The sequence below is a fragment of the Pseudomonas entomophila genome, assembly GCF_013523125.1.
GTDB classification, from domain to species: Bacteria; Pseudomonadota; Gammaproteobacteria; order Pseudomonadales; family Pseudomonadaceae; genus Aquipseudomonas; species Aquipseudomonas entomophila_B.
This window is the reverse complement of record NZ_JAAMQJ010000029.1, coordinates 1-26,564: the sequence shown is the minus strand read 5'-3', so window position 1 is coordinate 26,564 and position 26,564 is coordinate 1. Positions and strand designations below refer to the sequence as shown.

General features: G+C 65.7%; 28 protein-coding genes. 14 read left to right on the top strand and 14 right to left on the bottom strand.

Annotated elements, in window-relative coordinates; genetic code table 11:
- Positions 1-99: 99 nt before the first annotated feature.
- Positions 100-954, top strand: a complete 855-nt coding sequence (rpoH, locus tag G7007_RS15110; protein WP_181102909.1) for an RNA polymerase sigma factor RpoH — start codon at positions 100-102, stop codon at positions 952-954.
- Between the two features lie 72 nt (positions 955-1,026).
- Here rpoH and mtgA read toward each other — a convergent pair whose 3' ends face one another.
- Positions 1,027-1,764, bottom strand: a complete 738-nt coding sequence (gene mtgA, locus G7007_RS15105; protein WP_181102907.1) for a monofunctional biosynthetic peptidoglycan transglycosylase — start codon at positions 1,762-1,764, stop codon at positions 1,027-1,029.
- Positions 1,765-1,828: 64 nt separating this feature from the next.
- Between mtgA and G7007_RS15100 the strand changes: the two genes are divergently transcribed.
- From G7007_RS15100 to trmB, 4 genes are all read left to right on the top strand, one after another.
- Positions 1,829-2,200 (top strand): DUF423 domain-containing protein, encoded by a 372-nt coding sequence (locus tag G7007_RS15100; RefSeq protein ID WP_181102905.1) that lies wholly within the window; start codon positions 1,829-1,831, stop codon positions 2,198-2,200.
- Positions 2,201-2,484: 284 nt separating this feature from the next.
- Entirely contained in the window at positions 2,485-2,685 is a 201-nt protein-coding gene (gene thiS / locus G7007_RS15095) for a sulfur carrier protein ThiS (RefSeq protein ID WP_181102903.1), read from the top strand.
- Positions 2,686-2,740: 55 nt separating this feature from the next.
- Positions 2,741-3,535 (top strand): thiazole synthase, encoded by a 795-nt coding sequence (locus tag G7007_RS15090; RefSeq protein ID WP_181102902.1) that lies wholly within the window; start codon positions 2,741-2,743, stop codon positions 3,533-3,535.
- A 9-nt stretch (positions 3,536-3,544) separates the two neighbouring features.
- On the top strand, positions 3,545-4,264 hold the full coding sequence (trmB, locus tag G7007_RS15085; protein WP_144935545.1) for a tRNA (guanosine(46)-N7)-methyltransferase TrmB: 720 nt from the start codon (positions 3,545-3,547) through the stop codon (positions 4,262-4,264).
- A 66-nt stretch (positions 4,265-4,330) separates the two neighbouring features.
- Here the strand turns inward: trmB and G7007_RS15080 are convergent, their stop codons facing one another.
- From G7007_RS15080 to G7007_RS15045, 8 genes are all read right to left on the bottom strand, one after another.
- Positions 4,331-4,657, bottom strand: coding sequence for a DUF3392 family protein (locus G7007_RS15080; RefSeq protein WP_181102901.1), 327 nt, complete (start codon positions 4,655-4,657; stop codon positions 4,331-4,333).
- Positions 4,658-4,667: 10 nt separating this feature from the next.
- Entirely contained in the window at positions 4,668-5,834 is a 1,167-nt protein-coding gene (hemW, locus tag G7007_RS15075) for a radical SAM family heme chaperone HemW (RefSeq protein WP_181102900.1), read from the bottom strand.
- Positions 5,831-6,427, bottom strand: coding sequence for an RdgB/HAM1 family non-canonical purine NTP pyrophosphatase (gene rdgB / locus G7007_RS15070; RefSeq protein WP_181102899.1), 597 nt, complete (start codon positions 6,425-6,427; stop codon positions 5,831-5,833). The genes hemW and rdgB overlap by 4 nt, the downstream gene beginning before the upstream one ends.
- 136 nt (positions 6,428-6,563) lie before the next feature.
- Positions 6,564-7,184 (bottom strand): methionine biosynthesis protein MetW, encoded by a 621-nt coding sequence (gene metW / locus G7007_RS15065; protein ID WP_181102898.1) that lies wholly within the window; start codon positions 7,182-7,184, stop codon positions 6,564-6,566.
- 7 nt (positions 7,185-7,191) lie between these two features.
- Complete coding sequence (metX, locus tag G7007_RS15060) at positions 7,192-8,331, bottom strand: homoserine O-succinyltransferase MetX (protein WP_181102897.1); 1,140 nt, start codon at positions 8,329-8,331, stop codon at positions 7,192-7,194.
- A 422-nt stretch (positions 8,332-8,753) separates the two neighbouring features.
- Positions 8,754-9,344 (bottom strand): YggT family protein, encoded by a 591-nt coding sequence (locus tag G7007_RS15055; protein WP_181102896.1) that lies wholly within the window; start codon positions 9,342-9,344, stop codon positions 8,754-8,756.
- Positions 9,345-9,354: 10 nt separating this feature from the next.
- The gene (proC, locus tag G7007_RS15050) at positions 9,355-10,173 is read right to left on the bottom strand and encodes a pyrroline-5-carboxylate reductase (protein ID WP_181102895.1); all 819 of its coding nucleotides are present in this window, start codon (positions 10,171-10,173) and stop codon (positions 9,355-9,357) included.
- Positions 10,174-10,211: 38 nt separating this feature from the next.
- Positions 10,212-10,898 (bottom strand): YggS family pyridoxal phosphate-dependent enzyme, encoded by a 687-nt coding sequence (locus G7007_RS15045; protein WP_181102894.1) that lies wholly within the window; start codon positions 10,896-10,898, stop codon positions 10,212-10,214.
- Between the two features lie 65 nt (positions 10,899-10,963).
- Here G7007_RS15045 and G7007_RS15040 point away from each other — a divergent pair, with 65 nt between their 5' ends.
- A complete protein-coding gene (locus G7007_RS15040) occupies positions 10,964-11,968 on the top strand; it encodes a type IV pilus twitching motility protein PilT (protein WP_181102892.1) in 1,005 nt (334 codons plus the stop codon).
- A 57-nt stretch (positions 11,969-12,025) separates the two neighbouring features.
- Here G7007_RS15040 and G7007_RS15035 read toward each other — a convergent pair whose 3' ends face one another.
- Positions 12,026-12,655 (bottom strand): C40 family peptidase, encoded by a 630-nt coding sequence (locus G7007_RS15035; RefSeq protein ID WP_181102890.1) that lies wholly within the window; start codon positions 12,653-12,655, stop codon positions 12,026-12,028.
- A 163-nt stretch (positions 12,656-12,818) separates the two neighbouring features.
- Between G7007_RS15035 and G7007_RS15030 the strand changes: the two genes are divergently transcribed.
- On the top strand, positions 12,819-13,235 hold the full coding sequence (locus G7007_RS15030) for an NINE protein (RefSeq protein WP_181102889.1): 417 nt from the start codon (positions 12,819-12,821) through the stop codon (positions 13,233-13,235).
- Between the two features lie 122 nt (positions 13,236-13,357).
- Here the strand turns inward: G7007_RS15030 and G7007_RS15025 are convergent, their stop codons facing one another.
- The 3 genes from G7007_RS15025 to G7007_RS15015 all read right to left on the bottom strand — a co-directional run bounded on the left by G7007_RS15025 (position 13,358) and on the right by G7007_RS15015 (position 18,232).
- Complete coding sequence (locus tag G7007_RS15025) at positions 13,358-14,065, bottom strand: SPOR domain-containing protein (RefSeq protein ID WP_181102888.1); 708 nt, start codon at positions 14,063-14,065, stop codon at positions 13,358-13,360.
- Position 14,066: 1 nt separating this feature from the next.
- Positions 14,067-15,803: an arginine--tRNA ligase gene (gene argS / locus G7007_RS15020; RefSeq protein WP_181102887.1), complete on the bottom strand. Its 1,737-nt coding sequence runs from the start codon at positions 15,801-15,803 to the stop codon at positions 14,067-14,069.
- A 209-nt stretch (positions 15,804-16,012) separates the two neighbouring features.
- Positions 16,013-18,232: a primosomal protein N' gene (locus G7007_RS15015; RefSeq protein WP_181102885.1), complete on the bottom strand. Its 2,220-nt coding sequence runs from the start codon at positions 18,230-18,232 to the stop codon at positions 16,013-16,015.
- 309 nt (positions 18,233-18,541) lie between these two features.
- Between G7007_RS15015 and rpmE the strand changes: the two genes are divergently transcribed.
- The 3 genes from rpmE (at position 18,542) to G7007_RS15000 (ending at position 21,015) form a co-directional block, all read left to right on the top strand.
- Positions 18,542-18,757 (top strand): 50S ribosomal protein L31, encoded by a 216-nt coding sequence (rpmE, locus tag G7007_RS15010; RefSeq protein ID WP_060395291.1) that lies wholly within the window; start codon positions 18,542-18,544, stop codon positions 18,755-18,757.
- Positions 18,758-18,765: 8 nt separating this feature from the next.
- Positions 18,766-19,581 carry a thermonuclease family protein gene (locus G7007_RS15005; RefSeq protein WP_258198591.1) on the top strand — a complete coding sequence of 272 codons (816 nt, stop codon included), beginning with the start codon at positions 18,766-18,768 and terminating at the stop codon, positions 19,579-19,581.
- Between the two features lie 165 nt (positions 19,582-19,746).
- The gene (locus G7007_RS15000) at positions 19,747-21,015 is read left to right on the top strand and encodes a malic enzyme-like NAD(P)-binding protein (protein ID WP_181102882.1); all 1,269 of its coding nucleotides are present in this window, start codon (positions 19,747-19,749) and stop codon (positions 21,013-21,015) included.
- A 117-nt stretch (positions 21,016-21,132) separates the two neighbouring features.
- On the opposite strand, the gene G7007_RS14995 is transcribed toward G7007_RS15000, so the two are convergent.
- Positions 21,133-23,583, bottom strand: a complete 2,451-nt coding sequence (locus G7007_RS14995) for a penicillin-binding protein 1A (RefSeq protein ID WP_181102881.1) — start codon at positions 23,581-23,583, stop codon at positions 21,133-21,135.
- A gap of 170 nt (positions 23,584-23,753) precedes the next feature.
- On the opposite strand from G7007_RS14995, the gene pilM reads away from it, so the two are divergent.
- The 4 genes from pilM to G7007_RS14975 form a co-directional block, all read left to right on the top strand.
- Positions 23,754-24,656, top strand: coding sequence for a type IV pilus biogenesis protein PilM (gene pilM / locus G7007_RS14990; RefSeq protein WP_181102879.1), 903 nt, complete (start codon positions 23,754-23,756; stop codon positions 24,654-24,656).
- Positions 24,653-25,189, top strand: a complete 537-nt coding sequence (locus G7007_RS14985) for a PilN domain-containing protein (RefSeq protein WP_181102877.1) — start codon at positions 24,653-24,655, stop codon at positions 25,187-25,189. The genes pilM and G7007_RS14985 overlap by 4 nt, the downstream gene beginning before the upstream one ends.
- Complete coding sequence (locus G7007_RS14980; protein WP_181102875.1) at positions 25,186-26,202, top strand: pilus assembly protein PilP; 1,017 nt, start codon at positions 25,186-25,188, stop codon at positions 26,200-26,202. Before G7007_RS14985 ends, G7007_RS14980 begins: the two co-directional genes overlap by 4 nt.
- Positions 26,171-26,564: secretin and TonB N-terminal domain-containing protein (locus G7007_RS14975; protein ID WP_258198590.1), on the top strand; the 394-nt coding region annotated here is incomplete at its 3' end. The genes G7007_RS14980 and G7007_RS14975, both read left to right, overlap by 32 nt.

Below are 26,564 nucleotides of genomic sequence, written 5' to 3'. Positions count from 1 at the left end.
CCAACATTAAGCCTTTTTCACGACCGGAACTTGCCCTGCGGGTTCTGGTCAATGTTGGCAGTGCCATGAGCACATTTTCAGTGAGTCGGAGGTTCTTGAATGACCACTTCGTTGCAACCTGCCTATGCCCTGGTGCCCGGTGCGAACCTGGAAGCCTACGTGCACACGGTCAACAGCATTCCGCTGCTGACGGTCGAGCAGGAGCGTGAACTGGGCGAGCGTCTCTACTATGAGCAAGACCTGGACGCCGCGCGGCAAATGGTGATGGCGCACCTGCGCTTCGTCGTGCACATCGCCCGTAGCTACGCCGGTTACGGGTTGGCCCAGGCCGACCTGATCCAGGAAGGCAACGTCGGCCTGATGAAGGCCGTGAAACGCTTCAATCCGGAAATGGGCGTACGCCTGGTGTCCTTTGCCGTGCACTGGATCAAGGCCGAGATCCACGAGTTCATCCTGCGCAACTGGCGCATCGTCAAGGTGGCGACCACCAAGGCGCAGCGCAAGCTGTTCTTCAACCTGCGCAGCCAGAAGAAGCGCCTGGCCTGGCTGAACAACGACGAGGTCCATCGCGTTGCCGAAAGCCTGGGCGTGGAACCGCGTGAAGTGCGCGAGATGGAAAGCCGTCTGAGTGGCCACGACATGGCGTTCGATCCGGCGGCCGAAGCCGACGACGACAGCGCCTTCCAGTCGCCTGCACACTACCTGGAAGACCACCGCTACGACCCGGCCACGCAGCTCGAGGATGCCGACTGGAGCGACAACTCCAGCAACAACCTCCACGAGGCGCTCAACGGCCTGGACGACCGCAGCCGCGATATCCTGTACCAGCGCTGGCTGGCCGAGGAGAAGGCGACCCTGCACGAGCTGGCGGACAAGTACAGTGTCTCTGCCGAGCGCATTCGCCAGTTGGAAAAGAACGCCATGAACAAGGTCAAGGCGCTGATCGCGGCCTGATCGTTCGAGCCGTGGCACGAAGGGGAGCAGGCCGATGTCGGTCTGCTCCCCTTCGTCGTTTCAGGCGATCGGTCAGCGTTCGGTGGCCTGCTCGCTCGAGCGCGACGCTAATGTGCCCTGCAGTTGCATCAGGTAGGCCGAGCCGCCGAGCTGGCTCATCTGGCGCTGGATCCAGCTGGCCCGGCCTGCCACGTAGGTGCTGGGACGGCTGGCGCTCCAGCGCAGCGGACTGGGCAGCACGGCGGCCAACTGGCTGGCCTGCTGGCGGGACAGTCGGTCGGCATCGACCTTGAAGTGATACTGCGCCGCCGCCTGGGCACCGAAGACGCCGGGGCCCCATTCGACGCTGTTGAGGTAGACCTCGAGAATCCGCTCTTTCGACCAGAACAGCTCGATCAGGCCGGTGAACCAGGCTTCCAGGGCCTTGCGCGGCCAGCTGCGACCAGGCCACAGGAACAGGTTCTTGGCGACCTGCTGGGTCAAGGTGCTCGCACCGCGCAAGCTGCCGCCCTGCTCGTTGTGCAGCAGCGCCGCGCGGATGGCCGGGATATCGAAGCCATGGTGCTCGGCGAATTTCTGATCCTCGCCGGCGATGACCGCTAGTTTCAGGCTGTCGGCGATGCCTTCCAGCGGGCGCCAGTCACGTTGCAGGTCGATGGACTCGCCGCTGAACCAGGACTGCACCTTGCGCTCGACCATCAGGGCAGTGCCGGGCGGCGGCAGCCAGCGCAGCAGGATCACGAGCACGACGCTGACAGCGGCGAACCAGAGCAGGGCGAAGGCGAGTCGGCGAAGCAGGGAGGTCAGCATGGCGATGACTTGGCCGGACGAATGGAACCGGCCATTATACAGACCCCTTTGAAGGAGTCGCCCCATGCTTCGCAGCTTCCTGATGCTCGCCGCGTTCTTCGGTTTCACCGGCGTCGCGCTGGGTGCCTTCGCCGCCCACGGTCTGAAGAACCGGCTGAGCGCCGACTATCTGGCCATCTTTCACACCGGTGTGCTCTACCAACTGGTGCATGCGCTGGCGCTGTTCGGGGTTGCCCTGCTGTGCGCCCACCTGCCGGGGCGCCTGATGGGCTGGGCCGGCGGTCTGTTCGCGCTGGGCATCGTGCTGTTCTCCGGCAGTCTGTACCTGCTGACCCTGACCGGGGTGAGCAAGCTAGGCATCGTCACGCCCTTCGGCGGCCTGTGCTTCCTGGGCGGCTGGCTGTGCCTGGGGCTGGCGGCCTGGCGCCTGGCCTGAGCCCAGGTCGCAAGCCATAAGCTACGAGCTACGAGCTACGAGCTACGAGCTACAAGCTACAAGCGGACGGTAGTGCGGTTCGCCAAGTGTTGACAGGAGGTTGATGCGGCGCTGACGCTCTGGCTTGCAGCTTGCAGCTTGCAGCTTGCAGCTTGCAGCTTGCAGCTTGCAGCTTGCAGCTTGCAGCTTGCAGCTTGCAGCTTGCAGCTTGTCGCTTGTGCCCTTGGGTTCGAGTGCGGATCGGGGCTAGAATGCGGGCCCCAAAGAACAGTGGTGCTCGAGTCATGCGCATTCAACTGAACGGTGAGCCCTACGACGTCCCGGATGGCGAAAGCGTCTCGGCCTTGCTGGCCCGGCTCGACCTGGCCGGTCGCCGGGTCGCCGTGGAACTCAATCAGGACATCGTGCCCCGCAGCCTGCATGAAGGCACGCTGCTGACCGAAGGCGATCATGTCGAGGTGGTTCACGCCATCGGTGGCGGCTGAGCCGGCGGGCGTCCATGGCCTGCTGCCCCTTGCAATCTTTTCCAGAGGAACAACGATGAGCAACCTTCGTAGCGACACGCCTTTCACCCTGGCCGGCCGCACCTTCGCCTCGCGTCTGCTGGTCGGCACCGGCAAGTACCGTGACCTGGAAGAGACCCGCCTGGCCATCGAGGCCTCGGGTGCCGAGATCGTCACCGTCGCCGTGCGCCGCACCAACATCGGCCAGAACCCGGGCGAACCCAACCTGCTGGACGTGCTGCCGCCGGATCGCTACACCATCCTGCCGAACACCGCGGGCTGCTACGACGCTGTCGAGGCCGTGCGCACCTGCCGTCTGGCCCGTGAGCTGCTCGATGGGCACAACCTGGTCAAGCTGGAAGTGCTGGCCGACCAGAAGACCCTGTTCCCCAACGTCATCGAGACCCTCAAGGCAGCCGAGGTGCTGGTCAAGGACGGGTTCGACGTGATGGTCTACACCAGCGACGACCCGATCATCGCCCGCCAGCTGGCCGAAGCCGGATGCATCGCGGTCATGCCGTTGGCCGGCCTGATCGGCACCGGGCTGGGCATCTGCAACCCGTACAACCTGCAGATCATCCTCGAAGAATCCAAGGTGCCGGTGCTGGTCGATGCCGGTGTCGGCACCGCGTCCGACGCCACCATCGCCATGGAAATGGGCTGCGAGGCCGTACTGATGAACTCGGCCATCGCCCACGCCCAGCAACCGGTGATGATGGCCCACGCCATGAAGCATGCCATCGTCGCCGGGCGCTTGGCCTACCTGGCCGGTCGCATGCCGAAAAAACTCTATGCCAGCGCGTCTTCGCCGCTGGAAGGCCTGATCAAGTAAGAGCCCCTGATGACTGAATCGCAAGAAACGCCGATCCCCGAAGACGGCGAAGCGCGCCCCCAGCGCCGTATCAAGAGCTTCGTCATGCGCGCCGGGCGCATGACCGAAGGCCAGCAGCGCGGTCTGGACCAAGGCGGCCCGCTGTACATCCTGCCGCTGGCGGACAGCGTCGTCGACTACGACCAGGTGTTCGGGCGCTCGGCGCCGCGCACGCTGGAGATCGGCTTCGGCATGGGCCACTCCCTGCTGGAGATGGCCGCCGCCGCGCCCGAGCAGGACTTCATCGGCGTCGAGGTGCACCGTCCCGGCGTCGGCGCGCTGCTCAATGGTGTGCTGACCCAGGGGCTGACCAACCTGCGCGTGTACGACTGCGACGCCATCGAGGTGCTGAACCGCTGCGTGGCGGACGACAGCCTCGACCGCCTGATGCTGTTCTTCCCCGACCCGTGGCACAAGGCGCGTCACCACAAGCGTCGTATCGTCCAGGCCGGCTTCGCCGAACTGGTGCGTCGCAAGCTCAAGGTCGGCGGCGTCTTCCACATGGCGACCGATTGGGAGCCTTACGCCGAGTACATGCTGGAAGTGATGCAGGCGGCGCCGGGCTACCGCAACCAGGCGGCCGACAACGCTTACGTGCCGCGTCCGCCCGAGCGGCCGATCACCAAGTTCGAGCGCCGCGGCGAGCGGCTCGGGCACGGTGTGTGGGATCTGAAGTTCGAAAAGGTATGACAAGGCAAGACCGCTGATCGACCGGATCGGTCAGCGGCGGATCGAGGGGCGACGCCGTCCGGTGTTTCAGCCCCGCCGGTCCGCGACGACCCCGATCACCACGATCACCACCAGCAGCACCGGCCCCAGTGCATAGTTGCCGAACTGCGCCAGCCCCTTCTCCACCCACGGTGTCGCATGGATCAATGCTGCGCCGCAGCCGACCAGCATCAAGGCCGCCATTGCCGGCACTCGCAGCGCGCCGTTCACCCCGCCCAGGCGTTGTTCTACCGCGCCCTTGAGGTCTGCGCCGAACAGCACCAGCAGGCAGCCGACCAGCGCCAGCGAAATCTCCGACAGGTGGCCGCGACTCCAGTGCGACACGGTCGAGAGCAGGTCCAGCATCACATCCATGGAAGGTTCCTCAGGTCAGGAAGTACTGCAGCAGGTCGTTCAGGAACAGCTGCCCGCGTGGCGTGGCAACCAAGCGCTGCGGTTCGACCCGTAAAAGCCCCTTTTGTTCGGCCTCGCGCCGCGCGCTGTCCAGCTGCGCGAGCGGCACGCCTGTCCGCTCGGTGAACAGCTGAGCGTCGACGCCCTCGGTCAGGCGCAGGGCGTTCATCAGAAATTCGAACGGCAACTCGTCCAGGGGCAGCCGTTTTTCCCCTGCCTTAAACGGCTTGGCCGGGTTCAGGTAGTCCTTGGGCAGGCGGGTCTTCCAAGTGCGCAGGATGCGCCCGTCCGGGTAGCTGAGCTTGCCGTGCGCCCCAGCACCGATGCCGATGAAATCACCGAAGCTCCAGTAATTGAGGTTGTGGCGTGCCGCCCGTCCTGGACGCGCGTAGGCTGAGACCTCGTATTGCGCGAACCCCTGCTCGGCCAGCAGCGCCTGGCCGGCCTCCTGGATGTCCCAGAGGATGTCGTCTTCTGGCAGCACCGGCGGCTGGTTCCAGAACACGGTGTTGGGCTCCAGCGTCAGCTGGTACCACGACAGGTGGGTGGCGCCCAGGTCGATGGCCTGGTGCAGGTCGCCCAGGGCTTCCTCGAGGGACTGCCCCGGCAGGCCATGCATCAGGTCGAGGTTGAAATTGTCGAACCCGGCGGCCTGGGCCATGCTGGCGGCCCGTACCGCTTCGCCGCCGTCATGGATGCGCCCCAGCGCCTGCAGCTTGGCCTGCTGGAAGCTCTGCACGCCGATCGACAGGCGATTGATGCCCAGTTGCCGGTAAGCCTTGAACTTGTCCTGCTCGAAGGTCCCGGGGTTGGCCTCCAGGGTGATCTCGATGTCGGGGCTGAAGGCGATGCGGGCCTCGATGCCGCGCAACAGCCGGCCCAGGGCCTCGGCACTGAACAGGCTCGGCGTGCCGCCGCCGAAGAAGATCGAGGTCAGCGGGCGGCCCTGGGCGGCCGGCAAGTCCTGCTCCAGATCGGCCAGCAGTGCGTCGACGTAGGCCTGCTCGGGCAGCTCAGGGCCTGCCGTGTGCGAATTGAAGTCGCAGTAGGGGCATTTGCGTACGCACCAAGGGATGTGGATGTACAACGCCAACGGTGGCAGGGTCGCCAGAGCGGGCGTCGACGCGCTGACCGTCATGCCAGCCCCAGGCGTTGGCGCAGCAGGGCCATGGCACGTGCGCGGTGGCTGAGCTGGTTCTTTTCGGCAGGGCTCAGCTCGGCGCTGGAGCAGTCGCGCTCCGGCACCCAGAACAACGGGTCGTAGCCGAAGCCATGCTCGCCGCTGGCCTGGCGCAGGATACGCCCGTGCCACAGGCCTTCGCAGAGGATCGGCAGCGGGTCGTCGGCATGCCGTACCAGGGCCAGCACGCAGACGAACTGCGCGGTGCGCTGCGCGTCTGGCACGTCCTTGAGCGCTGCGAGCAGCTTGGCGTTGTTGGCCGCATCGCCCTGGCCATCGGCATAGCGGGCCGAGTAGATGCCCGGCGCGCCGCCCAGGTGATCGACGGCCAGGCCGGAATCGTCGGCCAGGGCCGGCAAACCGGAGAGGCGCGCGGCATTGCGCGCCTTGAGGATGGCGTTCTCGACAAACGACAGGCCGGTTTCTTCGGGTTCGACCTGGCTGAACTCGCCAACCGAGCGCAGCTGCACGGCGTCGCCGAGCATGGCTTGCAGTTCCTTGAGCTTGCCAGCGTTATGGCTGGCCAATACGAGGTGTGAGACGTTCATCATAAACCTGGAAGTCTGTCTGGAGTGAAACGCGAAATGCGCTGCGCGGCACGGGAGCACGCATCGGCACAGGGCGCGCATGCAGGCCTGCGAAGCCTGCCGTGCTGGAAGATGGGGTCGTGCGCCGACGGGCCTCGGCTCAGACCGCGACCTTGTGCCCCTGAAGGCCTGGGCTGCTCAGCCGGTAGATGCCGATTTCCCCGAGCAGGTTGGGCCACAGTCGACTGGCCCAGCCGTGTCGGTGCAGGCGGTCGACGGCCAGGCGATCGATGATCCTCGCTTCACGTTCGACGCACAAGGTCTCGAAGTCGGCGAAGGTGCAGAAGTGGATGTTCGGCGTGTTGTACCAGGTGTACGGCATGAAGTCCGAGACCGGCATGCGGCCCTTGGTCGCCAGGTACCAGCGGCAGCGCCAGTGGCCGAAGTTGGGGAAGGTGATCACGCACTGGCGACCGACGCGCAGCATCTCTTCAAGAATGCGGTCCGGGTACTCCACGGCCTGCAGCGCCTGGGTCATGATCACCACGTCGAAACTGTCGCTGGCGAAGTTGCCCAGGCCCTTGTCCAGGTCCTGCTCGATGACGTTGACGCCCTTGGCCACGCACGCGGCGATGTTGTCCGGGTCGATCTCCAGGCCGTAGCCGGTGACCTGCTTGTGCGCCTGCAGCGAGGCCAGCAGCTCGCCGTTGCCGCAACCGAGGTCGAGGACCCGGCTACCGGCGGGAATCCACTGTTGGATGATTTCCAGGTCGGCTCTCATGGGGTCCTCAGATATCGATGCGGTTCATGTAGTTCGAGAAACCCTGCATGTAGCGCGGGGACGGGATCAGGAAGGCGTCGTGACCGTAAGGGGCATCGATCTCCAGGTAGCAGACGTTCTTGCGTGCGGCCATCAGGGCATCGACCATTTCCCGCGAGCGGGCCGGTGAGAAGCGCCAGTCGGTGCTGAAGGAGATCACGCAGTAGCTGGCCTTGACGTGCGCCAGGGTCGCGGCCAGATCGCCATCGTGCGCCGCGGCCGGATCGAAGTAGTCCAGCGCCTTGGTCATCACCAGGTAGGTGTTGGCATCGAAGCGCCCGGAGAACTCCTCGCCCTGGTAGCGCAGGTAGCTTTCCACCTGGAACTCGACGCTGTGGAAGTCGTAGTTGAGCTTGTCGCTCTTGAGCTCGCGGCCGAATTTCTCGCCCATGGCGTCGTCGGACAGGTAGGTGATGTGGCCGACCATGCGCGCCAGCATCAGGCCACGCTTGGGAATCACGCCGTGGTCCTGGAACGAGCCGCCGTGGAATTCCGGGTCGGTGAGGATGGCCTGGCGAGCCACCTCGTTGAATGCGATGTTCTGCGCCGACAGCTTGGGCGCCGAGGCGATGTTCACGCAGTGGCGTACCCGGTCGGGGTAGGTCATGGTCCATTGCAGCGCCTGCATGCCGCCCAGGCTGCCGCCGACCACGGCGGCCCATTGCGCGATGCCCAGGCGGTCGGCCAGGCGCGCCTGGCTGTGCACCCAGTCTTCGACGGTCAGTACCGGGAAGTCGGCGCCGTAGGGCTTGCCGCTGGCCGGATTGAGGCTGCTCGGGCCGGTGCTGCCATTGCAGCCGCCGAGGTTGTTGAGGCTCACCACGAAGAAGCGCTCGGTGTCGATCGGCTTGCCAGGGCCGATGCAGCTGTCCCACCAGCCGGGCTTGCGGTCTTCAGGGGTGTGATAGCCCGCCGCGTGGTGATGGCCCGACAGCGCATGGCAGATCAGCACCGCGTTGCTGGCGCTGGCATTGAGTGTGCCATAGGTCTCGTAGACCAGTTCGTAACCGGCCAGCGAACGACCGCAGGCCAGGGTCAGGGGGTCGTCGAACCGCGCCAGTTGCGGCACGACCAGACCGACGGAATCTTTGGGAAAGACAGTGGACATCGACCCTGCTCACGCGTGAATGAGGCGTAAGTCTAAAGACCCCTCCCGGCAGCGGCAAGGCGCATGAGGGCGAGGTGAGGCGATGAGGCCGGTGGTGTGGAGGCTGAGCCTATGGGGTGGCTGCCTTGCGGGCCTGCGGGCCCGATCGCGGCACAGGGGCCGCTCACAGGTGACCGCGATAGCCTGCAACCCCGCGGTGGGGCTACGGGTGAGCGGCCCTAGTGCCGCGATGGGCCGCGAAGCGGCCCTAAATCGATCAGCAATAAAGTCTCGGATCCTGCCAGCTATCGCCATGTTCTCTGCGCGACAGCGCGGCGCCAAGGCGGCGGGCGGACTCCTACATGGGCCGTGATTGCCTGCACCACTGCGGCGGGTGTGGTCGCGGGCTGCAGCGCAGCCCTTTCAGCAGGTCATCGACCGGCTCAGATCATCCGCCACAGCTCTTGCGGCATGCCGGCATAGGCCGCCAGCGGTGGCATGACGAACGACTGGATCACCTGGATCGCCAGGAAGGCGAAGATCGGCGAGATGTCCATGCCGCCCAGGTTGGGCATGATCCGGCGGAACGGCGCCAGCACTGGCTCACTGATCTGGTAGGCCAGCTCGGCGGCCGGGTTGTGGCTGTTCGGGGCGATCCACGACACGATCACCATGACGATCATCGCCACCCAGAAGATCTTCAGGAACAGCGAGGCGATACCGATCAGCGCCCACATCAACAGGTGCGGGACATCGCCGAAGGTGCCGTAGCTGACCATCAGCACGAAGGCCATCAACAGCGCCTGGATCACGATCGCCAGCAGCAGCGAGGAGGTGTCGAGCCCGGCGATGCTCGGCACGATCCGGCGGATGGGCTTGAGCAGCGGCTGAGTGGCGCGCACCGTGAACTGGCTCAAGGGGTTGTAGAAGTTGGCCTTGACCAGTTGCAGCACGAAGCGCAGCAGGACGATCACCAGGTACAGGCTGACCAAGGTTTGCACCACGAAGATCGCGGCGCCGGACAGTGCATTCATCGAGGGCTCCTCATTTACCCAGTTGTTCGGCCAGTTCGGCGGAGCGGTGCGCAGCGGCCTGCAGCGCCTGCTCGACCAGCGCTTCGAAGCCATTGCCCTGGAAGGAGCGGATCGCCGCTTCCGTGGTGCCGGCAGGCGAGGTCACGCGGCGGCGCAGCTCGGCGGCGTCGACGTCGCTGGCCACGGCCATGTGCGCCGCGCCGAGCGCGGTCTGTAGCGTCAGTTGCGAAGCGGTCTCGCGTGACAGGCCAAGCTTCTCGCCGGCCGCGGTCATGGCTTCGATCATCAGGAAGAAATACGCCGGCCCGCTGCCCGATACGGCGGTCACCGCATCGATCTGCTGCTCCTGGTCCACCCAGACGACGGTACCGACTGCCGAGAGCAATTGCTCGGCCTGTTGGCGCTGCTGATCCGATACTTCGGCGGTGGCGTACAGGCCGCTGACGCCCTGGCGCAGCAACGAAGGCGTGTTGGGCATGCAGCGCACCACCGGGCAGTCGCCCAGCCAGCCTTGCAGGCTCTGGCAGGTGATGCCGGCCGCGATGGACACGACCAGTTGGCCGGCCTTCAGCTCAGGCTGCAGGGTCTGGCACACGGCCTTCATGACCTGAGGCTTGACCGCCAACACGATCACGTCGGCACCGGCGATGGCCTGGGCGTTGTCCTCGAACACCTCGATGCCCTGCTCGGCCTGGATCCGCGCACGGGTCTCGGCACCCGGGTCGCTGGCGCGCAGGCGCGACGCCTCCACGCCCTGGGCGCGCATGCCGCCGATCAGACTCGCCGCCATGTTGCCCGCGCCGATGAAAGCGATACGTGTAGTGCTCATGTCAGGTCCTTGAGGGAAAGAGTGAGTAAAGCATGGAATCAGGCGCGCCCGTAGTCGCGCGCTCCGAACAGGGCGGTGCCGATGCGTACCCAGGTCGCACCCTGGGCGATCGCCGCTTCCAGGTCGTGGCTCATGCCCATCGACAAGGTGTCCAGGCCCATCCCAAGGCCATCGCGCAGACTGCGCAGGCGTGCGAAGGCGGCTTCCTGGGCCGTACGGTCGTCGGTGGGCTCAGGGATCGCCATCAGCCCGCGCAGGTGCAGGCCGGGCAGCGCCGCGACAGCCGTGGCCAACGCTGCCAGCTCGTCCGGGCTGCACCCGGACTTGCTGTCTTCGCCACTGACGTTCACTTGCAGGCAAATGTTCAGCGCCGGCAGATGGGCAGGACGTTGCGCCGACAGACGTTGCGCGATCTTCAGGCGATCCACGGAATGCACCCAGTCGAAGTGTTCGGCGATGGCCCGCGTCTTGTTCGATTGAATGGGGCCGATGAAGTGCCAGATCAAGGTCAGATCGGTCAGCGCCTGTTGCTTGTCCAGCGCTTCCTGAAGGTAGTTCTCGCCCACGTCGCGCACGCCGGCGGCATAGGCCTGGCGTACCGTTTCGGCGGGTTTGGTCTTGCTCACCGCCAGCAGCCGGACCTCGGCAGGGTCACGGCCAGCGGCGGTCGCGGCGTGCTCGATGCGGGTGGCAAGGGCGGAAAGATTGTCTGCTAGTGTGGACATGGATCGCTGCCGACGGCCTGAGGGTCTGCGGCATTCTACCTGCTTGCTGGCCGTTGAGGAGTCTCATGGACGTGACCGTACTGGCGGCCCGGGCCGTCGCCGCAGGCGCTTGCGACCTGCACCTGGCTGCCGGGCATCCCCCGTGCATGCGTGTGGACGGCGACCTGCGCCGGCTCGACCTGCCGCCGCTGTCCGAGGCGCAGGTGTTCGACGGCCTCTCCCCCTGGCTGCAGGACGGCCAGCGCGCGCAGTGGCGCGAGGGCGACGAGCTCGACCTGGCCTTGACCTTGCCCGACGCCCAGCGGGTGCGGGTGAATCTGTTCCGCCAGCGTCAGGGGCCGGCTGTCAGCCTGCGTCTGCTGCCGACCCGGGCGCCTAGCCTCGAAGCCCTGGCACTGACCGATGTGTTTCGGCCTGTTTCACAATGGCAGGACGGGCTGCTGCTGGTCGCCGGACCCACTGGCAGCGGCAAGTCCAGCACCCTGGCGGCATTGGTCGATTACCTGAATCGGGAGCGTCCGGCCCACGTGATCACGTTGGAAGACCCCATCGAGATCGTCCATCACAGTCAACGCAGCCTGATCACGCAGCGTGAGGTGGGGCGGCATACCCGCGACTTCGCGCAGGCGCTGCGCAGCGCCTTGCGCCAGGACCCTGACGTGATCCTGCTGGGTGAGTTGCGTGATCTGGAGAGCATCCGTCTGGCCTTGCGAGCCGCGCAGACCGGTCACCTGGTGCTGGCCACCGTCCATGCCCGCTGCGCAGTGAGCAGCATCGACCACCTGGTCGACGTGTTCGACGCCCAGGAGAAGACCCTGATTCGCAGCCTGCTGGCCGAATCGTTGCGCATGGTCGTGGTGCAGCGGCTGGTCAAGCGCAAGGGGGGTGGACGCGTGGCCGCGCGCGAGGTGCTGGTGGCCACGCCCGCAGTGCGCAATCTGATCCGGGAAGGGCGCCTGGCGCAGTTGCAGTCGGTCATGCAAACCGGGACAGGGCAGGGGATGCAGACCTTGGAAGACGCCTTGCGCGCCTTGCAGGCACAAGGGTTGATCGACAGGCAGGACGCCTGAACGAAACGAGGCGCCACACGGGCGCCTCGAGTACGGCACGTTGCCAGGCGTTTGCCTTCAGCGTTTGACCACCTGCAGGCCAGCCGTGCCGGTATCCTTCGGCAGGACCCGCTTGGCGACCACGTAGTGCTGCTTCCAGTAGGGCTTGTTCAGCGTGTCGATGCTCACCCGCTTGCCGCGACGCGGGGCATGGATGAAGCGGTCGTTGCCCAGGTAGATGGCCACGTGGTTGACCCGGCGGCTCTTGATGTTGAAGAAGATCAGGTCGCCCGGTTTCAAGTCGCTCCGTGCTACCTTCACACCATGCCCCTGGGCCATGGCGCTGGAGGTGCGCGGCAGGTTCACGTTGGCGACATCGTCGAAGGCGTATTTCACCAGGCCGCTGCAGTCGAACCCTTTGCTCGGGCTGCTGCCGCCCCAACGATAAGGAGTGCCGATCGCGTTGACCGCGCGCTTGAGCACGGCGTTGCTCTGCTTGCTGGCGGAGGCGACGGTCGGGCCGGCCTTGAGCTTGGCGGCATTGCTCGGCTTGGCGCGAAGCGGTGCATGGGCGACTTTGGCCGAGGTACCGTAGTGGACGGTATAGCCGGTAAAGCCGTTGGGAAGTCGTTGCTCACGGTTGGTGGCGTGGGCGGCCAGGGGCAATAAGAGACAGAGGGTCAACCATGTCTTGAACAAAGGTGGCATAGGTGAAGCTCTTGTGGGTGTCTGTTTAGGCGGGCAACTCTATAACACCTTCTGATCAAATAATGATCCGTTGGTCGATCCAAGACCACCATACGTCGGCAAGGTTCACAAAAGTCACATGAACGCTTAGAAATTTTTAGGATTACACAGCGAGATCTTACGAATGAACGGTTATCAGCAGTCTGCATCACACGACACTCACAGCAAGGTCATGGGTTACCTGCTCTGGATCTTCGGCTTCACGGGCGCCCACCGCTTCTACTACGGCAAGCCCATCACTGGCACGATCTGGTTCTTTACCCTGGGCCTGCTGGGTATCGGCTGGATCATCGACTTCTTCCTGATTCCCTCCATGGACCGGGAAGCCGACGTGCGCTTTCAGCCGGGGCATGTGAACTACAGCCTGGCCTGGATCTTCCTGACCTTCCTTGGCATCTTCGGCGTGCACCGGCTGTACCAGGGCAAGTGGATCAGCGCCCTGGTCTACCTGCTGACCGGCGGTGTCTTCCTGCTGGGCGTGCTCTATGACTTCTGGACGCTCAATGGGCAGGTGTCGCAGGTCAACGGCCAGCGGCGATAGGCGCGGCGGCAAGCGGTCAGCTACAAGTGACAAGTTGAGCGGTGGGGCGAGAGATATGAGGCATGGGGCGAAGCCTTATTGCTCGCCCATGCTCAAACTTGCAGCTTGCAGCTTGCGCAGCCTTACTGCCGAATCTGGCGCTGCTGCAGCAGGAGGTTGTTGAAGCCGGCACCACCCAGTTGCTTCTGGGCCACGGTCAGCTGTTCCCGGTTGCTGAACGGGCCGACGAGTACACGGTACCAGGTCTCTTCCTTCACGGTACCGGACTCGACCTTGACCGCCTGGCCGAGCAGGATGATCTGCGCGCGGACCTTGTCGGCGTCGGCCTGCTTGCGGAACGAGCCGGCCTGCAGGAAGTACTGGGTGGTCGCAGCAGGCTTGAGCACCGGTGGCGCAGGCGGTGGCGTCTGCCCGGACAGGGCAGCCTGGGCACGGGCGGTGTCGATCTTCGCCGCTTCCTCGACGGTGACCGGCTTGGCCGGCGGCGGCACGGGCTGGGCAGGCACGGGCGGTGTCTTTTCAGGCACGGCCTCTGGCGGCACGATCACTTCCGACTCCGGGAGCAGCGTGTAGAAGTCGTACTTGGGCTTGACCGGTTGCTCGGGCGACGGCGGCGTCTTGGCCGCTTGCGCGGTTCGCTCGGCCTGTTGCTGCTCGGGCTGGGTGCGCTTGACGTCACCGCTGCCCGGTTCGAGCTTCATCAGGAACACCACGAACGCACCGATCGTCAGCCCCGCCGCCAGCCATACCCAGCCGGGCATGGGCTGCTTGGCAGGGGCTTGGGTGCGGCTGGCGCCACGCTTGGGCGCAGGCTTCTTCTTGGCGGCCACCTTACATGCGCTCCAGGGTTTCCAGACCCAGCAGCTCCAGACCCTGCTTGAGGGTCCGCCCGGTCAACGCCGCCAGGCGCAGGCGGCTCTGCTGCTGCTCGGGCGTCTCGGCGGCGAGGATCGGGCAGTTTTCGTAGAAGCTCGAGAACAGGCCGGCGATGTCGTACAGGTAGGCGCACAACACGTGCGGGGTCCCCTTGTCGGCGACGCTGTTGAGCACTTCGCCGAACTGCGCCAGGCGGGCGCCAAGGTCCTGTTCCTGAGGGGCCTGCAGGACGATCCGGCCTTCGATGTCGTCGAACCGCTTGCTCAGCTTGCGGAAGATGCTGGCGACGCGGGTGTAGGCGTACAACAGGTAGGGCGCAGTGTTGCCGTCGAAATTCAGCATCAGCTCGAAATTGAAGCTGTAGTCGCTGGTGCGGTGCTTGGACAGGTCGGCGTACTTGACCGCGCCGATGCCGACGACTTCGCCGATCTGGCGCAGGGCCTGCTCGTCCAGGTCGGTGTTCTTGTCCTTGACCAGTGCGTAGGCGCGTTCCTTGGCTTCCTGGAGCAGGTCCACGAGCTTGACGGTGCCACCGTCGCGGGTCTTGAACGGACGGCCATCGGCACCGTTCATGGTGCCGAAGCCCATGTGTTCCATGCGCATCGGATGGCCGATGAAGCCGGCCCGGCGCGCGACGTCGAACACCTGGTTGAAATGCAAGGCCTGGCGCTGGTCGACGAAGTACAGCGCACGGTCGGCCTTGAGCACGTTGCTGCGGTAGCGCACGGCTGCCAGGTCGGTGGTGGCGTACAGGTAGCCGCCGTCGGCCTTCTGCACGATCACCGGCAGTGGGTCGCCATCGGCGGTCTTGTATTCGTCGAGGAACACGCACTGCGCGCCCTGGCTCTCGACCAGCAGGCCGCTGGCCGCCAGGTCCGCAACCACGTTGGCCAGGTCGGCGTTGTAGGCGCTCTCGCCCATGACGTCGGCCATGCTCAGCTTGACGTTGAGCAGCTCGTAGGTCTTCTGACAGTGCGACAGGGAAATGTCCTTGAAGCGGGTCCACAGCGCCAGGCAGTCGGGGTCGCCCGCCTGCAGCTTGACCACCAGGCCACGGGCACGGGTGGCGAACTCCTCGGACTCGTCGAAGCGTTTCTTGGCGGCGCGGTAGAAGTTTTCCAGGTCCGACAGCGCGTCGCTGGTGACCGGGTTCTCCTGCAGGTACGCCAACAGCATGCCGAACTGGGTACCCCAGTCGCCGACGTGGTTCTGACGAATCACCTCGTCGCCGAGGAATTCCAGCACACGGGCGACACTGTCGCCGATGATCGTCGAGCGCAGGTGGCCGACGTGCATTTCCTTGGCCAGGTTGGGTGCCGACAGGTCGACCACCACCTTCTCGGCAGGGCCTGCCTTGCGCACGTTGAGGCGCTCGTCGGCCAGCGCGGCGTCCAGGCGGTTGGCCAGGGCCTGGGTGTTCTGGAAGAAATTGAGAAAGCCGGGGCCTGCGATCTCGACCTTGCTGACGTCTTCGCAGGCCGGCAGGGCGGCGATCAGCTTTTCGGCCAGGTCACGCGGCTTCAGGCCGGCCGGCTTGGCCAGCATCATGGCGATGTTGCTGGCGAAGTCGCCGTGGGTCTTGTCCCGGGCGTTCTCCACCTGGATCGACGGCGTCAGCCCATCAGGCAGCACACCGTCGGCGACGAGTTGGGTGAGGGCTTGCTGGATCAGCTGGCGAATGGTGTCTTTCATCAGGTTCTCTTTCGACCGCACGCGCGGCGGGCGCTTCGAGGCGCAGGTGGAAAAACTGGGCATTATCCGGTCGCACGCGGCAGGCGGCAAGTCGTAAGCGGCAAGTGGCAAGTGGCAAGCCGCAAGCCGCAAGCCGGGCGGCGGTGAAGGTGAGGGCAACTCAATGGGACAGGCAACGTCGCTCTGGCTTGAAGCTTGAAGTCTGCCCCTCAGTAGAGATCCACAGGATCCACATCCAGCGACCAGCGGACCTGGCGGCCCGACGGCATCTGTTCGAGTTCCAGCAGCCAGCTGGCGAGCAGGCGATGCAAGGCGGCCCTGGCGTTGGCCTGCAGCAGCAACTGGGCCCGGTAACGGCCGGCGCGGCGCTCCATGGGTGCTGGCACGGGCCCGAGCAATTCGATGCCGGCTGCGCCCTGCGTGGCGAGCAGGCGCTCGGCCGCCGCGCAGGCTGCGTCGAGGAAGGCTTCGGCCTGGCCCGGCTTGTGTGCTTCAGCCCGCAGCAGAGCCAGGTGCGAGAAGGGCGGCAGGCTCGCGGCGCGCCGTTCGCTCAAGGCCTGATCGGCGAAGGCGGAGTAGCCCTGCTCGGTCAGCTGCACCAGCAAGGGGTGCTCGGCCAGGTGCGTCTGCACGATCACCTTGCCGGGCTCCTCGGCTCGCCCGGCGCGGCCGGCCACTTGCACGATCAGCTGCGCCATGTGCTCGCTGGCGCGAAAATCACCGGAGAACAGGCCGCCGTCGGCATCGAGGATCGCCACCAGGGTCACCCGCGGGAAGTGGTGCCCCTTGGCGAGCATCTGGGTGCCGACCAGGATGCATGGCTGGCCTCGCTGGATGGTGGCGAACAAGGTCTGCATGGCGTCCTTGCGCGCCGTGCTGTCGCGGTCCACGCGCAACACCGGGTACTCCGGGAACAGGATGCTCAGGCGCTCTTCGGCGCGCTCGGTGCCGGCGCCGACCGGGCGCAGGTCCACATGGTTGCACTGGGGGCACTGGTGCGGGATGCGTTCTTCGTGGCCACAGTGGTGGCAGCGCAGCAGCCCCGAACGCTGGTGCACGGTCATGCGGGCATCGCAGCGTGGACAGCCGGACAGCCAGCCGCAGTCGTGGCATAGCAAGGTGGGCGCAAAGCCGCGTCGGTTGAGGAACACCAGCACCTGCTGTCCGGCCGCGAGGGTCTGACCGATGGCCTGTTGCAGGGGGCCGCTGATGCCGCTGTCCAGCGGCCGGCTCTTGACGTCCAGGCGCAGGAAGCGTGGCTGCCGGGCACCACCGGCCCGCTGGTGCATGCGCAGCAGGCCATAGCGGCCAGTGTGAGCATTGTGCAGGCTTTCCAGCGACGGGGTGGCCGAGCCGAGCAGGATCGGCACGTCTTCCTGGCGTGCACGCACCAGCGCCAGGTCGCGCGCGTGATAGCGCAGGCCTTCCTGCTGTTTATAGGAGCCGTCATGCTCTTCGTCGATGATGATCAGGCCAGGGTGTTTCATGGGCGTGAACAGCGCCGAGCGCGTGCCGATGATGATGTCCGCCTCGCCATCGCGCGCCGCGAGCCAGGCATCGAGCCGTTCGCGGTCGTTGACCGCCGAGTGCAGCAGGGCAATGCGTGCGTTGAAGCGCTGCTCGAAACGCGCCAGGGTCTGCGGCCCCAGGTTGATCTCGGGGATCAGCACCAGTGCCTGCTTGCCGGCCTCGAGGGTTTCGCGGATCAGTTGCAGGTACACCTCGGTCTTGCCGCTGCCAGTCACCCCGGCCAGGAGAAACGCCTGGAATCCGCCGAATGAGGAGCGTACGGCATCGAACGCGGCACGCTGTTCCTCGTTCAGCGGCAGTTCGGGCTGGGCGAGCCAGTGTTCGTGACGCGCCACCGGCAAATGGCGGCGCAGCTCGATCTCCACCAGTTGCTTGGCCAGCAGCAGGTCGAGGCTGTCCTTGCTCAGGCCCAGCTTGCTCAGCACCGCATGGGCCACGCCGTGGGGGTGCTGCGCCAGCGTCTGCAAGGCTTCGCGCTGGCGGGGCGCTCGGGCGATGCGCGGATCGTCCAGGCGCGCCCCAGGGGCGATCTGCCAGAACCGTTCCTGGCGCATTTCGGCCGGCTCGCCCTGGCGCAGCAAGGTCGGCAGGGCCCAGTTGAAGGTATCGCCCAGGCTGTGCTGGTAGTACTGCGCCGTCCACAGGCACAGCTTGAGCAGAGACGCGGGCAAGGGCGACACCGGGTCGAGCAGCGCCGTGGCCGGCCGCAGTTTGTCGGCCGGCACGTCACTGGTGTCGGTCACCTCGACCAGGATCCCGATCAGCTCCCGGCGGCCGAAGGGTACGCGCAGGCGCATGCCCGGCACGAAGGTCTTGCCCGAGGTGCCCGGCGGCGCACGGTAGTCGAACAACCTGCGCAGCGGCGAAGGAAGGGCAAGGCGCAGGATGACGTCGGGCACGCGGCAGATCTCTGAAGAGGACACGAAAGGCCTAGCGAGCCTAGGCTATGTACGTAAAGTGCCTGCGCAACGATTATGCTGCGTTGAAAACAGGCTCAGAATGCTCATTTACAAGGCGTAAACTCCGCTTCCTCGCCTGTTTTCGCCTTGCCTAATCGCCGCTCGGCGACTTTTCGTACAAAGCCTAGCACGACGGTCGGTGGGTGCGGCAACTTGCGCTGGCGCATGGCTCTGCTATCATACGTCGCCTGATTCCGTGCGGTATTCAACAATGGTGTTGGATGGCGGCACGCAGCCGAGGAAGTGACCATGAAAGCAGATATCCACCCGAATTACGAAGTTGTAGAAGTGACCTGCAGCTGCGGCAGCAAGTTCGAGACCCGTTCGACCCTGGCCAAGCCGCTGGCGATCGACGTGTGCTCGCAGTGCCACCCCTTCTACACCGGCAAGCAGAAAGTCCTGGACACCGGTGGTCGCGTACAGAAGTTCGCCGACCGCTTCGGCATGTTCGGTACCAAGAAGTAAGCAGGCGCATGGCGAACCCTCTGGGCTTCGCACCGCTGCACCAGAAGGCGCCCCTCGTGGGCGCCTTTTTCATGGCCGCGATCTGGGGGTGGCCTGCCCAGGCCGAGGTACGGTGTGCCCCGCCGGGTCGGGTGCAGCAGGCGATTGTTCGCCAGGTCGTGGACGGCGATACGCTTCGCTTGACCGATGGGCGCAGTGTGCGCCTGATCGGGATCAATGCGCCGGAGATCGGTCGTCGTGGTCAGCTCAGCGAACCGTTCGCCGAGGCCGCCCGGCAGCGGCTGCGGGCGCTGGTCAAGGCCAATGGCGGGCGTCTCGGCCTGGTGGTGGGCAAGGAGCGCACCGATCACTACGGCCGGCTGCTGGCCCATGCCTATGGCCGAGATGGCCAGAATCTCGAGGCCCGGTTGCTCAGCGAAGGCCTGGGCTACCGCGTGGCCATCGCGCCCAACGTGGCGCTGAACCGCTGTCACCGACAGGCCGAGCGCCAGGCCCGGGAGGCAGGTGCCGGGCTGTGGCGACGGGCGGTCGTGCGCCAGGCCGCCGAGCTACGACGTCCCGGCTTTGCCGTGGTCGCCGGCCGTGTCGTGCAGGTGCGGCGTCAACCCTCGGGCGTGTCGCTGGTGCTCGATGACCGGCTGGTGGTGAGGGTGCCGGACCGTCTGCGCGATCGGCTGTCGATGAGTACGCTCGAGCGCCTTCGAGGGCGCCAGGTGGAAGTACGGGGCTGGGTGCGCGAGCGCGCCGGCGTCGGTTCGAGCAGGCGCAGTGGTCCGCGCTGGGGCATGTCGCTGACCGACCCGAGCATGCTCGAGGTACGCTGAAGGGCGCGCCTGGCAGCCTGGTGACCTGCCCGTTCAGGCATCGAACCTAGCGTAAAGTCGTAGGACGAGGGTCTTGACACAAGTGACCGGGCAGTCTTGTCGCTCCCTGGCTCTTTGCGTATCCTCGGCGGTCCGTCAGAACAGTCCAATTAGCGGAAAGCCCTCATGTCAGATCTCAAAACCGCCGCCCTCGAATACCATGCCCAGCCTCGCCCAGGGAAACTGAGCGTCGAACTCACCAAGCCGACCTCCACCGCGCGTGACCTGTCCCTGGCCTACAGCCCAGGTGTCGCCGAGCCGGTACGCGAGATCGCCCGTGACCCTGAGCTGGCCTACACGTACACCGGCAAGGGCAACCTGGTGGCGGTGATCTCCGATGGCACCGCCATTCTCGGCCTCGGCGACCTGGGCCCGCTGGCCTCCAAGCCGGTCATGGAAGGCAAGGGCGTCCTGTTCAAGCGTTTCGCTGGCGTGGATGTGTTCGACATCGAAGTCGATGCCGAAAGCCCCCAGGCCTTCATCGACACCGTCAAGCGCATCTCCATCACCTTCGGCGGCATCAACCTGGAAGACATCAAGGCGCCGGAATGCTTCGAGATCGAGCGCGCGCTGATCGAGCAGTGCGACATCCCGGTCTTCCACGATGACCAGCACGGCACTGCGATCGTCACCGCAGCCGGCATGATCAACGCCCTGGAAATCGCCGGCAAGACCCTGGAAGACGCGCAGATCGTCTGCCTGGGCGCTGGCGCTGCCGCCATCTCGTGCATGAAGCTGCTGGTCAGCATGGGCGCCAAGGTCGAGAACATCTTCATGATCGATCGCACTGGCGTCATCCACGCCGGCCGTGAAGACCTGAACCAGTACAAGGCCCAGTTCGCTCACGCCACCGACAAGCGCACCCTGGCCGATGCCCTGCAAGGCGCCGACGTGTTCGTCGGCCTGTCCGGTCCGAACCTGCTGAGCGCCGAAGGCCTGGCGTCCATGGCGGCGAACCCGATCGTCTTCGCCTGCTCCAACCCGGACCCGGAGATCAAGCCCGAGCTGGCGCACGCCACTCGTGACGACGTGATCATGGCGACCGGTCGCTCCGACTACCCGAACCAGGTCAACAATGTCCTGGGCTTCCCCTTCATCTTCCGTGGTGCCCTGGACGTACGTGCCAAGCGCATCAACGAAGAGATGAAGATCGCGGCTGCCATCGCCCTGAAGGACCTGGCCAAGCTGCCGGTGCCCAAAGAGGTCTGCGAGGCCTACGGCGTCGACTCGCTGAGCTTCGGTCGCGAGTACATCATTCCCAAGCCCATGGATGCACGCCTGATCACCGTGGTCTCGGATGCCGTGGCCAAGGCCGCCATCGAGTCCGGCGTCGCGACCCTGCCGTATCCGAAGCACTACCCGCTCAAGAGCGTGGATGACGTGTTCAACGGCTGATCCACCGGGCGTGTCATGAAAAAGCCCTGGTGCGTGAGCGCCAGGGCTTTTTCGTTCATGGCCGATCGCGTCTGGGCGCCCGGGTGACCGGGCCCGAAGGCCCCTCGACGCCCGCGATCAGAACAGGTCCATCGGCGTCGCTTCGTCGGCCGGCAGCGGGCTGCCCGGTGCCACGCCATTGCCCAGCTCGCCAGATGACGGGGGCGAGTCCTCGGCCTTGAACAGCTCGAAGTAGGCGTTGGGCGTGTCCGGTCTGGCCGCACGACCACTGACCGGATCAACGCGCAGGCTCAGGATGCCGTCCGGTTCGGCCGGTGGATGGCTGGGCTTGCCCTTGAGCGCCGCCCCCATGAAGTGCATCCAGATCGGCAGCGACACGGTGCCGCCGTACTCACGGCGACCCAGGGTCTCGGGTTGATCGAAGCCGGACCAGACCGTTGTCATGTAGTCGGCGTTGTACCCGGAGAACCAGGCATCCTTGGACTCGTTGGTGGTCCCGGTCTTGCCGGCCAGGTCGTCACGGCCCAGCGCCAGGGCGCGACGCCCGGTGCCGCGCTTGATGACGTCCTGCAGCATGCTGGTCAGGATGTAGGTGGTGCGACCGTCGATGATGCGCTCGGCGATCTGGGACAGTGGCGGGGTGGCGGCCAGCTGGGTATTGGCGGGTGCGGCTTCCCCTGGCAGCTGGACGTCGAATGGCTGCTCCGGCGCAGCGATACCTGCCTGGTCCTGCTGGGTGTGCGGCACGCGCGCCGGGTTGGCGGTGAACAGCGTTTCGCCCGAGCGACTTTCGATGCGCTCGATCAGGTAAGGGCTAATCTTGTAACCCCCGTTGGCGAAGGTGCTCCAGCCGGTGGCGATCTCCATGGGCGTCAACGTGGCGGTGCCCAGCGCCAAGGACAGGTTGCGTGGCAGGTCCTGCTTGTTGAAGCCGAACTGGGCGATGTAGTCGATGGTCTTGTCCACGCCCATCGCCTGCAGCAGGCGGATGGACACCAGGTTGCGCGACTTGTACAGCGCCTCGCGCATGCGGATCGGGCCCAGGAACGTGTTGGTGTCGTTCTTCGGGCGCCAGACCTTGTCGACGGACGGGTCGACGAAGACGATCGGCGCATCGTTGACCAGGCTGGCGGCGGTGTAGCCGCTGTCGAGCGCCGCGCTGTAGATGAACGGCTTGAAGCTCGAGCCTGGCTGACGCTTGGCCTGCACCGCGCGGTTGTAGTTGCTCTGCTCGAAGGAGAAACCGCCGACCAGGGCGCGGATGGCGCCGCTGGTGGGATCAAGGGTCACCAGGGCGCTTTGTGCGCCCGGCACCTGGCTGAACTTCAGCGTGCCGTCGGCCAGCCGCTGCACGCGAATCAGGTCGCCGGCTTGAGCGACGTCGGCCGGTGAGGTGGGCGCGCGGCCCAGGCTGTTGACGTTCAGGTGCGGCCGCGCCCATTTGAGGGTGTCCCAGGCCACCTGCTCTTCCTTGCCGCCTCGAGTCATCACCAACAGGCCGGTCTTGGTGACTTGCATCACGATGGCCGGCTCCAGGCCGCCCAGGTTGCGTTGCTTGCCCAGCACGCGCTGCCATTCGGCGAACGTCTTGCCGGGGTAGCGGGCTTCCGGACCGCGGTAGCCGTGGCGCTCATCGTAGGCGGTCAGGCCGTCGAGCACGGCACTGTTGGCCATCTCCTGCAGGTCGCTCGGCACGGTGGTGGTGACGCGGAAACCTTCGGTGTAGGCCTCGCTGCCATAGCGGCCGACCATTTCCGCGCGCGCCATCTCGGCGATCCACGGCGCGTTCACTTCCGGCGTCGGCACGTGGTAGCTGGCATTGAGCGGCTCGGCCAGGGCGGCCTGGTAGCTGGCCTGGTCGATCTTGCCCAGGCGGTACATGCGGCCCAGGATCCAGTCGCGGCGTTCCTTGGCGCGCACCGGGTTGGCCAGCGGATTGAAGCGCGAAGGCGCCTTGGGCAGACCGGCGATCATGGCCATCTGCGCCAGGCTCACGTCACGAATCGACTTGCCGTAGTAGACCTGTGCGGCAGCCTCGATCCCGTAGGCACGGTTGCCCAGGTAGATCTTGTTGACGTACAGCTCGAGGATCTCGTCCTTGGTCAGCTCGCGCTCGATCTGCAAGGCCAGCAGGATCTCGGTGGTCTTGCGCGAGAAGCTGCGTTCGCTGCTCAGGAAGAAGTTCTTCGCCACCTGCATGGTGATCGTACTGCCGCCGGTCTGGATGTGCCCGGACTTGACCAGTTGGGTGGCCGCGCGCATCAGGCTGCTGGGGTCGACCCCATAGTGGTTGAGGAAGTTATCGTCCTCGGCTGACAGAAGCGCCTGAATGAACTGTGGGGGAATTTCATCGAAGCGGATCGGCGAGCGACGCATTTCGCCGAATTCGGCGATCAGCTTGCCGTCGCTGCTGAAGACCCTCAGCGGTATCTGCAACTGGATGCTTCGCAGCGCGTCGACCGAAGGCAGGCTCGGGCTAAGGTAGAGAAACGCACCGCTTACACCGAGTACCAGCGCACAGATGACAGCGACGAAAGACCACCAGAAGAACTTCAGCAGGCGTATCAAGGCTTTTGGGTGTCCAGGTTGGGAAATGGAGGGCGCGCGGGGGCCGGCGAACAGGAAAGATCGCTGGGCATTATAAGCATTTTTCACCTGGCAGGGTGACCGGCCGACGGGCTTGGCCTGGGCTCCGACAGGTGCAATGCCTGAACCAGAACACGCACAAGGACGTCACGATGCTCGGATGCTTCAACAGGGGGTGCAGTTCCGTCGTAGGGCTGGAAATGGAGGGCGACTGTGTACGCATGGTGCGCGTACGCAGGCATCAGGGGCGTGTTCATCTTCAAGGCTGGGCGATCGAATCCTGTCCCGGCACGCCCGTCACGACGCCCGGTGCGCCGGTGACCGACTCGACGGCCATGGCATTACGGCAGGCGCGCCAGCAGGTCGGCGAGGGCCGGCTGGTGGTGTCGCTGCCTGCCAGCCAGGTGATCGTGAAGCCACGCCAGGTGCCGCAGGGGCTGGACGAAGACGCCATGGAGGCATGGTTGCTGGCCGATGCGGACCGCTTCGTGCCATTTTCGCTGGACGAAGTGGCCTTGGACTTTTGCATCACGGACGCTTCGAGGTCCGCCTCGGACGGCCTCGAGGTCTGGGTCGCGGCCTGTCGGCAGGCGCAGCTCGATGAATTGACGAGCACGCTGGACGGCGCGGGACTCAAGGCGTCGATCGTGGAGGTCGACGCGGTGGCCTTGTGGCGCCTGACGAACGGGTTGCCTGGGCAGCGACCTGCGCTAATGCGCCTTCAAGAACGGCGGGCGACGTTGTACGCCTGGCCCGTCGAACAGGCGCCGCAATCCTACGTGCTGGCCATGGACGAGCAGGGCAACTGGCTTCAGGCCGCTCGTCACTGGCTCGCGCCTCGCCTGGATTGGCCGGGTGTGGATGCCCTGGGTGTCCTGGGTGCTGACGCTCGGCGATACGAGGCGATCGCCGCACAGCTGGCCGTCCCCTGCTGCCCCATCGATCCTTGGGCAGACGTTGTCCTGGACGGCGTCGAGCGACCCCAGGGTGGGAGCGAGGCCCTGTCCTGCCTGGCCCTGGCCAGTTGCCTCGCCGTGCGAGGGCTGGAGCGATGACAACGTTCAACCTGCTGCCATGGCGAGCGCAACGGCGCCGCGCTGCCCTGCGGCAATCCTTGGCCATGCTGACTGCCGTCTGCCTGCTCGCGATGGCGATGCTGGCGGTGTGCGAACGCCATCAGCGTCAGCGCCTGCAGCAGCAGGAGCAGGCCAATGCGTCCTGGGAGGCTCGCCTGCAGATGGTCGACACGTCTCGGCAACGGGCCAGCGACGCAAGGGCCCTGCTCACGGACTTGGCGCGGCAGCAGGCCGAACTGTCCGCGTTGCGTGCCAGCAGTACAGGCATGCCTGCCCTGCTCGGACAGCTCGAAGCCGCCATGCCGGCCGGTCTTCGATTGACGGAGCTGACGTTCGAGCAGCAGCGCCTGCACCTGTCCGGACAGGCACCGTCGGGTCTGCTGGTCGCTGAGCTGATGCAAGCGCTCCAGGCCCTGCCGGAGGTGGGGGCGGTCACCTTGCACGACCTGCAGGCACGGGGCGACACACAGGTCTTTCGTGTGTCGCTGGACATGCGCTGGAGTCGTTCATGAACCCTTGGCGCCGACGCCTGGAGCATGTGGCCACGTTTCCATGGCCGCTCAGGCTGTCATGGTGGGGCAGCGTTCTGCTTGTGCTGCTGGGCGCAGGCTACCCATTCAGTATCGGCCCTGGCCTGGAGCGGCTTCAGCATGCACGCCTGATGGGGGAGTCGCTCATGGCGCGGCATGCCGCCGAGGTCGCCGCCCTCGAGCCGTCGCGAAGGCTCGACGAGCAGGTTCAGCAGGCCCGTCAGGCGCTGCAGGAGATGCATTGGCAACTGGCGGCTGGCGACGGAACCAGTGAGCTGATCGCGCAGCTGGCCAGTCATGGGCACCGGTATGGGCTGCGCTTCGAGCGTATCGACGTCAAGGACGAGCAGGCCGGTGAAGGCTACCGTGTGGTGCCCGTGCACCTCGAGGTGGCAGGTGCCTACCCGATGCTGCGCCGGTGGCTGGACGAATGGTTGGGCCAGTTACGGCTACTGCGCGTGGAACGGCTTCATGCACGACCGATCGACCCGGCAGCGGCGACGACGACGCTGCGCTGGCAGATGGTGGTACACGCGTACCAGAGTGAGCAGACCGCACTGCCCATGCCTGCTTCGCTGGCGCACCAGCCTGCTCGTGCAGACGAGCCTTGGGCAGGCAACGATCCTTTCCAGGCAGTCGGCTCACACCGGGCGCACGGTTTGACCCGCCTGCCGCTGGAACAGCTGGAGATGGTCGGTGTGCTGGCGCGACATGGCCAGTACCAGGCGATCCTAGACGAGAAAGGGTACTTGCACCGGGTCGCCGTCGGCGCTCGCCTGGGGCGCGAAGGGGGGCGCGTGCTGAGCATCGACGCACAGCGCGTGGTGGTGGGCGAGCCGGTGAGCGAAGGCTGGGAAGGTCAGCGCGAACGCCGGCGCGAGTTGCGGTTGCGCGATGGCAAAACCAAGGATGAAACGGATGAATGGACGCGGATGGGCGATGGGCGCAGTGATGATGGGGGCCATGACAGCAAGTCTGGCCGACGTTCGGGATGAGCCGTTGACACTGCATTTTCAGGACGTGGAGGTGCGCGCGGCCTTGCAGGTGCTGGCAGATCACGCTGACATCAACCTGGTGGCCAGTGACGCGGTCCAGGGGCAGGTCACCTTGCGCCTGCAAGACGTGCCTTGGGAGCAGGCGCTGGACCTGATATTGAGCAGCAAGGGCCTGGGCCGTCGGCTGCAGGGCAACGTGTTGCTGGTCGCGCCGTTGGCGGAACTGGCCGAGCGCCGGGCCGACGTCAACGTGGGCAGGGACCTGGAGCCTCTGGAGCGGGCGTTGTTGCCCATCCATCATGCCAAGGCCAGCGAACTGGCCAGTCTGGTGTTGGCGGCCTTCGAGGAAGAGGGGCTTCTGT